Source organism: Paenibacillus sp. ATY16 (assembly GCF_003399985.2).
GTDB classification, from domain to species: domain Bacteria; phylum Bacillota; class Bacilli; order Paenibacillales; family Paenibacillaceae; genus Pristimantibacillus; species Pristimantibacillus glycanilyticus.
Map to the genome: position 1 here is coordinate 124,498 of NZ_NMOK02000015.1, position 13,305 is coordinate 137,802.

Consider the following 13,305-nt stretch of genomic DNA (forward strand, 5'->3'; position numbering starts at 1 on the left):
CCGCAAGAAAAAAAACAAAAGCGGCTGTGCACGGTTTCCCGCACAGCCGCTTCGGACAGTAACTTATTTCTTCCTGCTTCTTCTCTTTTTAGCCGTTGAGAATTGGATGTGGACTCCGTCGATTTCGCTCATGAGAACATTGCGGAACACAAAGGCCGCTACGTTATTATAGTTCCCGTAAAAGTCGGAAAGGTCATCATTATAGAACTGGACGACCTTAATCCGGAATACCGGATAAACGTAGGTGCTGCCGAATATCGATCGAAGGGCGACAAACTGGAAGATCCGGTTTGTGCGAAATGCAATCCGGTACAGTCCCGCGATCTCCCTCGCCGTCAAGGTACGCGCTATCGGGCTAATGGCTTTCCCGCCGCTGATGACTTTAACGCGAATGCCGATGTCGCCGATCACTTTGTCCGAAGCGATTAGGGTCGCCAGCGCTTTCGCTTTTTTGAACCCTTTTACAAACAGCTTAACCTCGAATTGACCGTCCCCATGATCCTCCAGCGAGCCAACCCTTACAAGCGGGTCTTTGCCAACCGAATATTTGATCTCGTTAAAATACGTAAATTCCGGCGGAGATAAACTGATTCTTGCCTTCTTTCCGTTTGACATGATGAATCTCCTCTCTCCTATGACGATTACTAGTATCCTATTTTTAGAGAGAGGAGACGGTTACCGCATTCAACCACGCGGGACAACTTTTTTTCTATTCTGCGTCCGAATAAACGTAATACGTACAGCCTTGCTCCGCTTGAAAACCGCCGTCGCTAAGAGCAACAGCCGTCCCTTTCTCATCCTCCACGCGGATAGAGCCGGCATAGCGAAGCTTGCAAACGCCGCTTATTCTTGCTTCAATGGCGGCCCTCTTCAGCGTTCCATTCGCCCATTCCACATCAACAACATATCCGCCTCTTGCCTTCAAGCCGCTGATCTGGCCTTTCGTCCACGATGCGGGCAGCGCAGGCAGCAAGTCAATCGTACCCAGATGCGTTTGGAGCAGAAGCTCGGCAATGCCCGCGCTTCCGCCAAAATTGCCGTCAATCTGGAATGGCGGATGGGCGTCAAGCAGATTCGGGTAAGTGGATCGCGCAAGCAAGGTCTGTACGGCATCGTAGGCCTGCTTCTCATCCTTCAAGCGGGCAAACAGATTCAGCAGCCAAGCGCAGCTCCAGCCGGTATGCCCGCCGCCGTTCGCCAGCCTGCGATCAAGCGTCGCGACAACCGCTTCCAGCAGCTCCGGCGTATTTTCGTTAATTTCTTTGCCCGGATAAACCCCGTACAGATGCGAAACATGGCGATGCCCCGGCTCGCTTTCTTCGAAATCCTCATACCACTCCTGAAGCTGGCCATGACGGCCAATCTTATAAGCAGGAAGACGATCCAGAGACGCAAGGAGTTCATCACGGAACTCCGTTTCTTCCACACCTAGTACGTCAATAGCTTCCAGACAGTTCCGGAATAGATCACGAATGATGGCCATATCCATGGTCGAACCATACGAAACGCTGCAAGGTTCTCCGTCGCTCGTCAGGAACTTGTTCTCCGGCGAGGTGGACGGATTCGTAACCAAATCGCCGTTTGGTCCTTCGATCAGCCAATCCAGGCAGAATAAAGCCGCTCCTTTGAGCAGTGGATAAGCTTTCTCGCCAAGAAAATCCTTATCCAGGTTATACAAGTAGCTCTCCCATACCTGACGGACAAGCCATGCGCCGCCAAGCGGCCAGAATGCCCAGCTGGCGCTCCCGCCGGTTGGCGTCGTCATCCGCCAGATGTCCACATTATGATGGGCGGTCCAGCCTCGGCTGCCGTAATGAATTCTCGCTGTACGCGAACCGGCCTCGCTCATTTCCTTAAGCATGGTGAAGAGCGGCTCGTGGCATTCGCTGAGGTTGCATACTTCCGCTGGCCAGTAATTCATCTGCGTATTGATGTTAATCGTGTAATCGCTATGCCAAGGCGGCGACACGTGATGATTCCAGATTCCCTGAAGATTCGCGGGCTGGGTACCCGGTCTCGAGCTTCCCATCAGAAGGTAACGTCCGAAATGGAAATAGAGCGCCTCCAAATGAGAGTCCTGCTTGGCCGTTTGATAGTCCGCAAGCCTGCGGTCGGTTGGCTTGTCGGAACCGTCCGTGTCATCCGCCAAAGAGAAGGTAACGCGGTCGAACAACAGCCGGTGATCTTCGGCATGACGGCTGCGCAGCGCTTCGAATCCGAGAGCCGCAGCCTTTTCCAAGCGATTGGAGCAGCGTGCCGAGCAAGCTTCATGATCCGGCAACCGTCCGTACCCGGCAAAGCCCGTTTCGGCAGTCAAATAAATATGAAGGTAAGCCGCATTCCGGACCTCAAGCCCCTTCTCTCCGTTCTTCACCGTTCCATCGGTCTCCACCTTCACCCGGATCTCGAACGGCAGGCCAAGCCCCTCCTCATAGAGGACATCCATAGGATGATCTTTATGATAATTGCCGGCCACATGGCTTGGTGCTTGTCCAATCAAATGAAGCTGTCCTTCCGCCGTTTCCTCTAACCGGTACCGCAGCAAGGAATCCACAACGATATCGCGGTTTAAAGTTCCGCCTGCAGCTTCATAACGGACGACAAGCGTTTGGTCCGGTACGCTCGCGAAATATTGGGAGCTTACCGTAAGGGCGCCATCGCGGTAGCTGGCTGCGGCAATCCCTTCATTCAGATGCAGCTCCCGTTTGTATTGCGATACGGCGGATTCCCGGTCTTCTCTGCGCACGATCGAAAGACCGCCAAGCGGCAAGTAAGGCTCGACATCCTGACCTTGCATGGTGGATTCAATCAGCCGCTCGGCTTCCGCGTATTTCCCGGAAAATATAAGCTGCCGAGCCTTGGCAAGATAACGCTGGGCTTCATAATTAATCGGGTCCCGCGGAAAACCGGCCCATAAAGTATCCTCATTCAGCAATATTTGATCGGTTTCCGTTCCCGCGAATACCATTCCGCCAATCCGGCCGTTGCCGATTGGCAAGGCTTCTTCCCATACCGATGCCGGCTGCTCATACCAAAGCTTCCAATCCCGTACTTTCCCCATCGCGCATCCTCCGTCTCCCTAAGCCAAAGAGAGCCCGCAAAATTCGGGCTCTCTTATCGTCAATTGCTTATTATTCGTTCCACAGCTTCACGCGAGCTTTAACCAGATCTTCGCGGATTTTTTCTGCTTTTTCAACATTAGCTTTTACAAGCTCTTGTTGGTAGGCATCCCAAATTTTATCAAAGTCTTCCGGTTTAGCCAAGATCGCTTCAGGAATACGTTTCCAAGTGATGTCCGTAAGTTTCTTCTCGATAACTACGGCTTCGCTGTCGCCAGGAACCGGAATATTCCATGCTGCGCCCCAAGGCTTAACTTTGAACTCTTCTTCTTTAGGGAACAGATCTTTCCAAGTCGTTGCGCCGTAAGCTTTAAGTGTTTCTTTCTCAGCATCGTTAAAGCCTGCTACGATTTGCTCTGGGAAGCTTGTTGTGTAGTAGTTACCGCTTGGATCCTTCACGCCGTCGCCGTAGTGACCGCTGAGCAGGTTGTAAAGGCCGATACCCGTTTCTTTCGTGAAGTTAACAGCGTCGTTGATCTTGCGGTTATTTACATCTTCAGGAATAACGCGTTTGCCGTCAACAACATTGTATTGCTTGCCTTCGATACCCCAGTTTACAAGCACTTGACCTTCATCGGAAGCCAGATAGTCAAGGAATTTGATCGTACGAACCGGATCCGGATTGTCTTTGGAGATCGCTACGCCGCTGCCAGCCATAAAGCCGGTTGGCCAGAACGATGCTTCTTTCACATCTGCGGACATCGTAACCGGGTAGTGGCCGTAGCCTTGATCGAATTTGCCTGCTGCTTTCAGAGCTTTCTCGCCATCGCCATAATCCCAGTCTTGGTCAATCAAGCCGAGGACGCGGCCGGAAGCGATTTTCGCTTTGTATTGATCGTATTTCTGAACGAAGCTTTCCGGATCAAGCAAGCCTTCAGCGTTCATATGGTTAAGCCATTTGAAGTATTCTTTCTCTTCCGGACGACGGAAGTGATACGTTACTTTTTGCGTATCCACATCAATGTTGAACTCGCCGTCATCGGAACCGCCCGTTGCGAGGAACGCAGGGTTCGTCACCGAAATGTACATATGCCAGTCGTCAGCATTCAGGGTCAGACCAATATTCGGGTTGCCGTTCTCGTCTTTCGGATGAAGAGCCAGATAGTCTTTGATTGCTTTCTCGTAATCCGCTACCGTACGGATTTGCGGGTAGCCCAGCTCTTTAACGACACGGTGCTGCAGCTCGAAGCCGCCGCCAGCGTTGAAGTACTGCTGCCCAATACCATTGTAGGAAGGAATAACATAGATCGCATGGTCATCATCGCTGTAACGAAGACGGCTCATATTGCCTTCAAATAGTTTTTTCAAGTGTGGAGCGTATTTATCAATCAGATCAGTCAAATCAAGTACAGCGCCAGCGTCTACGAATTTGCTGATACTTGTTTTCGCGCTGATGAGGTCCGGGTATTCTCCGCTTGCTGCAATCAGGGACGACTTTTGAACTGCATCGCCTACCGCGAATTCCGCATCAAGGGTAATGCCTGTTTTCTCTGTAAGGGTTTTGCCGATTTCATCTTGCATATTTGCCCAGTTAGGCGATGGATCTTCGCTGTAATACGTCAGTGTAAGCGGTGAAGTATCTTCAGGCGCTGCTGACTCCGAGTTTGTTGCATTGCCGCCAGTATTTGCGCCGCTGCTATTCTTTTCATCATTGTTATTGCTTCCGCAGCCCGCCAGCAAACCGGCAACTAACGTTGTAGACAATGCAAGGCTTGACCATTTGCTGATTTGATTCATGTAATAACCCTCCTATATATTTATGAGAACCATATCGTATTAACGGGTTTCCCCAAGAATACCGCTTCTAATCATCAGATCAGCCTTTTACGGCGCCTAATGTCATGCCTTTGACGAAGTATCTCTGCAAGAAAGGATAAACAACCAGGATTGGCACGGTTACGACGATCGTAATCGCCATTTTTACGGATTCCGGGGAAACCGACGACATCATTTGCGTCATGTTCGAGTTATGGATATCCACGTTATTGCCGGAAGTCGTACTTTGCAGTACCTTCATCAGCTCGAATTGCAGCGTAGTCAGCGATTCTTTGGAGCCGTTGTAGAGATAAGTATCAAACCAGGAATTCCATTGACCAACGGCAAGGAACAGAGCGATCGTCGCAAGCGCCGGCTTTGCCATCGGAAGAATAATGCGCCAGTAGATCGTAAAGTCATTCGCGCCGTCGAGCTTGGCCGACTCTTGCAGCGCATAGGGAATGCCGTCCATAAAGGAGCGGATGACGAATACGTTAAACGCGCTTACGAGACCGGGAAGAATGTAAACCCAGAACGTTCCCATCATGTGCAAGTCGCGGATCAGGAAGTAGACCGGAATCAAACCGCCCGATACATACATGGTCAGCGCCAGGAAGACGGATACGAACTTGCGTCCCTGAAAGTCAGGCCGGCTCAGCGTAAACGCGAGCATCGAAGCGCTGATCAAACCTACGACTGTGCCGGCTACCGTACGCAATACGGAGATTTTGAAGCCGGTAATCAAGCCGCCGAAGGAGAAGATTACTTTATAGTTTTCAGTCGTAAAGTCACGCGGAAAAATCGTAATCCCGCCCCTTACGCTGTCTACGGAATCATTAAACGAAAGAGCAAGCACGTTCAGGAACGGATACAAAGTGATGATCATTACGAAGATAACGAATACGTACACGAACACGCTCAGAAGCCGGTCTGACAGAGGCGCGCCGCCCAGCATTTTTTTTGATGTCATGGCTCAACCTCCTCCTTACATGATGCTTTCTTTCGTAATTTTCTTAAACAGCCCGTTTGCCATAAACAGGAGAATAATACTAACAACCGAGTTGAAAATATTAACCGCCGTACCGAACGAGTAACGGCTCATCTGCAAGCCGTATTCAAGCGCATACAAATCAAGGACTTGAGAATAGTCGCGAACAAGATTGTTCCCGAGCAGGAACTGTTTCTCGAAGCCGATCTGGATCAAGTGACCGATCGACATAATGAGCAGGATAACAATCGTCGAACGAATGCCCGGCAGCGTAATGTGCCAAATCTGGCGAATACGGTTCGCTCCGTCTACTTTCGCCGCCTCATACATCTCTTGACTGATGCCCGCAATAGCCGCCAGATAAATGATGGTGTTCCAGCCCATCTCTTTCCATACATCGGAGATGGTTACAATGCCCCAGAAATAATGCGGCTTCGCCAGAAACTGTATCGGCGTATCGATAATGCCAAGCCACATCAGAATTTCGTTTACCGTACCGTGGTCGGCCGAGAGCATCTTGGATACGATACCCGCAACGACAACCCAGGATACAAAGTGAGGCAGATACGATACGGTTTGGGCAAACCGTTTGAAGGCCATGCTGCGGACTTCATTAAGCAGAACCGCGAAGATGATCGGTACCGCAAAGCCTGCGATAATTCCCATAAAGCTCATCGCCAGCGTATTTCTCATAACAAGATAAAACGTATCATCCTGGAACAGCATTTTGAATTGATCGAAGCCTACCCAGTCCTGCTCCCAGAACGATTTGGCCGGCTTGAATTTCTGGAAGGCCATTGTCCAGCCCCAGAGCGGATAATAACTAAATACAAACACCCAGATTATGAAAGGCAGCGACATCATGTATAAGTATTTATTACGCATAGCTGTTTTCCAAAAGTTTCTCTCTCTTTTTCGCGTCTGCTGCTGAACGCTAGTTGTGACCGCTTTCATCGTTATCCCTCCTGCCTTATGCATTCATGATAACGGATACATGGCAGCTCTCGGTACCCAAAGGATTTGGCATAAAATCATATAAAAATTAGTGTAAGCGGATTCAACACCACAAAAAAACGCATGATTTTCTCCGGGGGAGAGAAAACCACGCGTCCTGTCAGGATTCTTTCTTTCGGAAAACAGACGGCGAAGAGCCTACGTACTTGCGGAATTTGCTGTGGAAATAATCGACGTTCGCATAGCCGACCATCTCCGCAACCTGGTACACCTTAAGTCCTTGCTCAAGTAATATTTTCGCTTGTTCCATCCGTACTTTATCCAGATACGTGTTGAAGTTTTCTCCGGTTACCTGCTTGAACAGCTTGCCGAGATAAGCGCTGTTATAGTTAAACAATTCGGCAAGCGTCTCCATTTTCAGGTTCTCCTTGTAATTCCGGTGAATCAGGTCGATCATGCGATTGATCTGCTTGTCCGCGGACGAGTTGTCGAGAGCGTCGGCAATCTGATCGATGATCGCCGTAACAAGTCTGGTCAGCGAGCTCATCCGGTATTCGCGGAACAGCTCCGGTATGCGCTGCCGGTAATCGCGGACCGGAAGCTCCGGCCGCTTGGACGCGAGCTTATCGAGGACGGCCGACACAAGCTCAACAAATGCCGCCTTCATCTCGGCTTCGCCAAAGCCCATCGCTTTCATCGCTTCCGCGGATTCCTCGATCTGCTGCCGGATTGCCTCCCTGTTTACAATCTCGAGCGCCAGGTAAAGCTTCTCCGCCGTTCCGGTCAAGTCCGGCTTGGCATCCCCGCTGCCTCCCGGCAATTGCGGATCCTCCGCGATAATCTGCCCGCTTTCCAGGAAAAACCTGTTTTTCATCCGTTCAAGCGCCTTTTTATAGACAGCCGGAATATCCGCGCTGCACGCCGCCTTGCCTCCCGACACGACGGTAAAATCCGAAGCCAATCCTTCGCAGGCATCGGCGATTATCGCATGCGTTTCCCGGCGGAAGCGTTCATTGTCCAGGCCTTTGTTCAGCAGAATCAGCAAATACGGCTCCATGGCGATAGCAAGACCCGCACCTGACTGCTCCAGCCGCTCGGATAACCTGCGTTTAATCTGGGCATGTCCGGCCGTTTCCTCCTCATTCCGTTCATGCGTCTTGACGAGCAGCAATTCGAACTCCTTCCAATCCGGAGAAGCGGACAGCTGAGACAGGCTTGGGCCCGCCGTTCCTTCAACAAGCAGACGCTTCAAGTCATCCTCCGCATTGCCTTGGCGTTCGTACAGGCTTTTCCGGCGCGTCTCATACTCAAGATCCAGCTCTTTCCTCAGGGATTGCAAGTAGTCCATCAGCTCGTCCTCGTCAACGGGCTTCAGCAAATACCCGTCAATCCGCTGGACTATTGCCTGCTTGGCATATTCGAAATCCGCGTAACCGCTTAGGATCAATACATGCATCGTGCCGCCGTTTTCGCGGATCGTTCGGATCAGCTCAAGCCCGTTCATCTCCGGCATGCGAATGTCCACGATAATGAGATCCAGCTCATGCTGTTCGCATTTCTGCAGGGCATCCTTGCCGTTGGCTGCGGTGTCAACCACTTCATAACCGAGACTCTCCCATTCCAGCAAAGTCCGGAGACCTTCCCGGATCATCGGTTCATCGTCTACAAGCAATACTTTATACATATAAATCCTCCCCAAAAGGCAAGGTGAAGGAAACCTTCGTCCCTATACCCGGTTCACTCTCGTATTGAAGCCCGTGCTCCGGTCCGTACGTCAGCTGCAGGCGCAAATGGACATTGCGCAGACCAATCCGGTTGTTTTCTGCATCCTCTGTTTCGTTCAAATGCTGGGTAAGCTTTTCTATTTTCTCGCGGGACATCCCCGCTCCGTTATCGATGACTTCAACCCGGACGTAATCCCCTTCCCTTACTGCCCGAACCGTTACCATGCCGCCCTCCATCTTGTTCTCGAAGCCGTGAATCACGGCATTCTCAACAAGCGGCTGAATAATAAGCGGAGGAATCGACACTCTTTCCACAATCGGATCCACATGAAGCTCGTAGGATAAACGGTCCTCATACCTGAATTTCTGAATATCCAAATAACAGCGGACAATATCGATCTCATCGGCAAGAGGCGTAAGCCGCTGGCTGACCTCGATGCTGCGCCTCATTAACTTGCCAAGCAGGCGGACAACCTGCGAGATCTCCTTTTCCCCTTTCAAATGAGCTTTCATCCGGATCGATTCCAGCGCGTTAAACAGGAAATGCGGATTAATCTGGCTGGCCATCATCTTCAGTTTGATTTCGTTCTGCTTGGCTTCAAGCAGGCTCTTCATCTTGTTGGATTCCTGGACTTCCTCCACGAGGCTATTAATGCTCGACACCATGGAATTAAACTGCCTGGACAGCTGTCCAATCTCATCCCTGCCGTCAATCTCCATCACGATGTCCAGCTTGCCGGTAGCAACCTTCGTAATATGCTTGCTCAAGCGGAGCATCCGCTTCGTAATAATCGTGGATACGCCTATAATCAGGAAAATGGCAATAATCAAGCTGATTGAAATAACCGTTAAGGCAAGCGAGTTAATCCGGTTGGCATCCGCTACAATCGTGTCTACCGAAAATACCGAAATAATGCGGAGCGTATTTCCGCTGGCTTCGGGTATCAAAGGCTCTATCAGGACACGCGAGGCTTGACCGTCTATATTCGCGGAGTACATTCCGCTCTTCTCTTCCACGATGCTTTGCTCGTAGTCGATTTCCTGCAGCGTTTTCCCCGCCCGGCCCATCCGGTTTGCGGCAACAATCCGGTTATTGTCGTCAACAATCATCGTCTCGAACGATTCCTGATTCAGGATGCTGTTCAGCGCCTGCATATTTAGTGTAATAACCAGGACGCCGCTCGTATTGTTGCTCGAAAAGCTTATTCCGCGCACGAGACTCAAATAACTACGCTTGTCCCGCTCATCCTCGAGATAATACCAATTCACTCCGCTGCCGGGTCTTAATGCATTCGTATACCAGACGGTTTCCTTAATCGAATTGTCCGGCTGAATGAAATCCCAGTTGTTCAGCATCGTTGGATTCTCCATGTAAAACCGGATATTCGCCACTTCGTCATGCTGCTGCCGGATCTCGTTGAAATCGGTATATTCCCGGTATGCTTTAACGACCTCGTAGGTCGATTCGTATTTCCGGTTCGTCACAGCCTCCAGCCGGCTGTTCTCCAGACGGTAAGCGCTGTCGTAAGCGACATTCATCAGCTCGGTCGTCCTTGCTTTGACCCGCTGCACGTTTGTATGCGTCTGCTCCATCGCGTTATCCAGCGCCATATTGCGCAGCTCGTTTGTCAGAAACACGCCAACGATCAGAATTGGGATGAATGCGACTACGATACAGGATAAGATGAGCTTTGTTCTCAGCTTTACGTTGTTGAGCAGGTGCGAGAACATCTGAAACATCTTGCAAGCCCCCCGTCACCATTACGAAAAATTTGATTGCGTTTACATTCTAGGGGTTCAACCGCTAATTGTACAGGGATTTTATCTCCAATTTGTCGGGTATGAACGGTTGCGCCAGCATGTTAGAATTTTTGAAACCCCTTACAATTAAAGGAGCTGACTTTTGTCGTGACCCAACATTCGGAAGCAAAATATCCATTTCAAAACCCCGACCTGCCGCTCGAGCAGCGCGTTAATGATTTGGTTAACCGATTCACCCTGGAAGAAAAAATCAATCTGATGTGCCAGTACCAGGACGAGATTGCCCATCTTGGCGTTAAAGCTTACAAGCACGGCACCGAAGCGGCGCATGGCATGGCATGGCTGGGCGAAGCGACCACTTTCCCTCAGCCGATTGGCCTCGCTTGTACCTGGGACAAAGACCTGCTCCGCAAGATCGGAAGCGTCATCGGCGACGAAGCACGCGGCTTCTATGCCCAGAATCCGACGCATAACGGCCTGACGTTATGGGCGCCAACCGTCGATATGGAGCGCGATCCGCGCTGGGGCCGTACCGAGGAAGCTTACGGCGAAGATCCGCATCTGACTGGCAAGCTGTCCGCCGCGCTGACGCAAGGCATTCAGGGCGACCATCCGTTTTACGTGAAAGCGGTCGCATCGCTCAAGCATTTTATCGGCAACAATAACGAGATTAATCGCGGAGAATGCTCCGTCAGCCTGGACCCTCGCAACAAAAACGAATACTACCTGAAAGCGTTCGAAATTCCGTTCAAGGAAGGCGGAGCGCTGTCGATGATGACCGCCTACAATTCGGTAAACGGCGTTCCCGCCAATATCAATCCGGATGTGAACAACATCGTCAAACGGGATTGGGGCATGAACGGTTTTGTCGTAAGCGACGCCGGTGACGTGCTCGGCACCGTCAATGACCATCACTACGTCGATACGTACAAGGAAGCGGTAGCTCTGACGATCAAGGCCGGCGTAGACAGCATCACCGACGATCATCCGATCTCGAAGCAGGCGATCCGCGATGCGCTGGCGGAAGGAATGCTGACGGAAAATGATCTCGACATCGCTCTGCGCAACACATTCCGCGTCCGCTTCCGTCTTGGCGAATTCGATCCGGCAGACCGCAACCCTTATGCGGCAATCGACGAATCGGTGATCATGAAACAGGAGCATGCCGAGCTTGCCCTTGATGCCGTACGCAAAAGCATCGTGCTGCTCAAAAACGACGGTATCCTGCCGCTATCCGCGGAAAAGCTGAGCAAAGCTGCCGTCATCGGTCCGCTGGCCGGCATCGTATACCGCGATTGGTACAGCGGTCTTATGCCATACTCCATTTCGCCGTTCGAAGGCATCCGGAAGAAAATGAACGGTGCCCATCAAGCGGTAACCCTTGCAACGGGCAGCAATCGCGTGAAGCTTAAATCGCTGAAGAACGGCAAGTACGTCACGCTTGGAAGCGACGAGAAAAACTCGCTGTCCGCAAGCTCCCAGGGCGCCGATTCTGCCGATCTGTTCGAAACAACCGACTGGGGCTGGGACAGCCATACGCTCATCGCGGAGAACAACAAGCTCTACCTGACAACCGACGACGAGAAAATCACCGCGTCTTCCGAGCATATTTGGGAATGGTTCACCAAGGAAGTATTCCACGTTCGTCCGCAGCATGACGAGAACATCGTGACCTTTACCACCTGGAACAATCGTCCCGTAACCGTAAATGCGGAGACCGGAGCCTTGCAAGTCCAAGATGGCGATGCGATTATTGCCGAGCCTTTTGCGGTTGAAAAAGAAACCGACGGCCTGCAGGAAGCGATTGCTGCAGCGCGTAACAACGAAGTTGCGGTTGTTGTTGTCGGCAACCACCCGCTCATTAACGGGAAAGAGACGATTGACCGCCCTGACCTGACGCTGGCAGCCTATCAAGAAAAGCTCATTCGCGAAGTCTACTCCGTTAATCCCAATACCGTTGTTGTTGTTGTCGGCAGCTATCCGTTCGCCATGCCTTGGGTACAGGAGAACATACCTGCGATCGTCTATATGTCGCATGCCGGTCAAGAGCTTGGCCATGCCCTGGCAGACGTCCTATTCGGCGATTACAATCCGGCTGGACGCGTCAATATGACCTGGTATGAGTCGGCTGACCAGCTTGGCGAATTTATGGATTACGACATTATCAAAAGCGAACGCACTTACCAGTATTTTGCGGGGAAGCCTTTGTATCCATTCGGACACGGTCTGTCCTACAGCCGCTTCCAGTACGATGCTCTCGCGCTTGAGCAGTCTGAAGATACGATTACCGTTAGCTTCCGGGTTACGAATACTAGCGAAGCAGACGGCGAAGAAGTGGTTCAGCTGTACACTAGAGCCTTGGAATCCCGCGTGAAGCGTCCGCTCAGACAGCTCCAATCGTTCGAACGCATTGCGCTTGCTGCCGGCGAATCAAGGGAAATAAGCTTCGAGCTGGACCGTTCCGCTCTTGCCTTCTGGGATGTGACCAGAAGCAAAATGTGCGTCGAGCAAGGCAGCTATGCTTTCCTCGTTGGAGCATCCTCCGGCGATATCCGCCTGGAAGGAAACTTAAACGTTGCCGGCGAGACGATTCCGCCACGCGATTTGTCCCAAGTTACCAGTGCCGTGAATTATGACGATTATTCCAATATCATCATCAGCGACAGTACCGAAGGCGGCGACAGCGCAGCAACAACATCGTCCGCTGCTTGGCTCCGTTACGATGACGTCCTGATCGGCGAAGAAATCTGCTTCTTCGAAGCAAGAGCCTTGTCTGCGAAAGGCGCAGCCCTGGAGATCCGCCTGGATGCTCCGGACGGTCCGCTCGTTGGCGGCCTGACGCTGCAAGCAAGCTCCGCTTGGCAGACTGTCAGCGGATCGATTGAGCGAGCAGCCGGCAAGCATCAAGTGTATCTGGTTGTTCAAGGCGAAGGCGAAACGAAGCTGAGCTGGTTCCGCTTCGGCAAATAGCTGTTTGTTAGCCCGGAGAGGGGAGTAAAACTCC

At 51.5% G+C, this 13,305-nt stretch carries 8 protein-coding genes; 1 reads left to right on the forward strand and 7 read right to left on the reverse strand.

What is annotated here, in order from left to right:
* Window positions 1–63 precede the first annotated feature (63 nt).
* From CFI03_RS09000 to CFI03_RS09030, 7 genes are all read right to left on the reverse strand, one after another.
* Window positions 64–615, reverse strand: a complete 552-nt coding sequence (locus CFI03_RS09000; RefSeq protein ID WP_248757114.1) for a hypothetical protein — start codon at window positions 613–615, stop codon at window positions 64–66.
* A 94-nt stretch (window positions 616–709) separates the two neighbouring features.
* Window positions 710–3,061 carry a glycoside hydrolase family 95 protein gene (locus CFI03_RS09005; protein WP_248757115.1) on the reverse strand — a complete coding sequence of 784 codons (2,352 nt, stop codon included), beginning with the start codon at window positions 3,059–3,061 and terminating at the stop codon, window positions 710–712.
* Between the two features lie 70 nt (window positions 3,062–3,131).
* Window positions 3,132–4,856, reverse strand: a complete 1,725-nt coding sequence (locus CFI03_RS09010) for an ABC transporter substrate-binding protein (protein WP_248757116.1) — start codon at window positions 4,854–4,856, stop codon at window positions 3,132–3,134.
* Window positions 4,857–4,935: 79 nt separating this feature from the next.
* Window positions 4,936–5,844 (reverse strand): carbohydrate ABC transporter permease, encoded by a 909-nt coding sequence (locus CFI03_RS09015; RefSeq protein WP_248757117.1) that lies wholly within the window; start codon window positions 5,842–5,844, stop codon window positions 4,936–4,938.
* A 15-nt stretch (window positions 5,845–5,859) separates the two neighbouring features.
* Window positions 5,860–6,816 carry an ABC transporter permease gene (locus tag CFI03_RS09020; protein WP_201004529.1) on the reverse strand — a complete coding sequence of 319 codons (957 nt, stop codon included), beginning with the start codon at window positions 6,814–6,816 and terminating at the stop codon, window positions 5,860–5,862.
* A gap of 160 nt (window positions 6,817–6,976) precedes the next feature.
* Window positions 6,977–8,500, reverse strand: coding sequence for a response regulator transcription factor (locus CFI03_RS09025; RefSeq protein ID WP_248757118.1), 1,524 nt, complete (start codon window positions 8,498–8,500; stop codon window positions 6,977–6,979).
* On the reverse strand, window positions 8,493–10,280 hold the full coding sequence (locus CFI03_RS09030) for a sensor histidine kinase (RefSeq protein WP_248757120.1): 1,788 nt from the start codon (window positions 10,278–10,280) through the stop codon (window positions 8,493–8,495). The genes CFI03_RS09025 and CFI03_RS09030 overlap by 8 nt, the downstream gene beginning before the upstream one ends.
* Before the next feature lie 168 nt (window positions 10,281–10,448).
* Here CFI03_RS09030 and CFI03_RS09035 point away from each other — a divergent pair, with 168 nt between their 5' ends.
* A complete protein-coding gene (locus CFI03_RS09035) occupies window positions 10,449–13,271 on the forward strand; it encodes a glycoside hydrolase family 3 protein (protein WP_248757122.1) in 2,823 nt (940 codons plus the stop codon).
* Window positions 13,272–13,305 lie beyond the last annotated feature (34 nt).

Bases quoted from the DNA above. Each gene is read 5' to 3' on its own strand.
- CFI03_RS09000 (WP_248757114.1), bottom strand. From the start codon at position 615: ATGTCAAACGGAAAGAAGGCAAGAATCAGTTTATCTCCGCCGGAATTT.
- CFI03_RS09005 (WP_248757115.1), bottom strand. From the start codon at position 3,061: ATGGGGAAAGTACGGGATTGGAAGCTTTGGTATGAGCAGCCGGCATCG.
- CFI03_RS09010 (WP_248757116.1), bottom strand. From the start codon at position 4,856: ATGAATCAAATCAGCAAATGGTCAAGCCTTGCATTGTCTACAACGTTA.
- CFI03_RS09015 (WP_248757117.1), bottom strand. From the start codon at position 5,844: ATGACATCAAAAAAAATGCTGGGCGGCGCGCCTCTGTCAGACCGGCTT.
- CFI03_RS09020 (WP_201004529.1), bottom strand. From the start codon at position 6,816: ATGAAAGCGGTCACAACTAGCGTTCAGCAGCAGACGCGAAAAAGAGAG.
- CFI03_RS09025 (WP_248757118.1), bottom strand. From the start codon at position 8,500: ATGTATAAAGTATTGCTTGTAGACGATGAACCGATGATCCGGGAAGGT.
- CFI03_RS09030 (WP_248757120.1), bottom strand. From the start codon at position 10,280: ATGTTTCAGATGTTCTCGCACCTGCTCAACAACGTAAAGCTGAGAACA.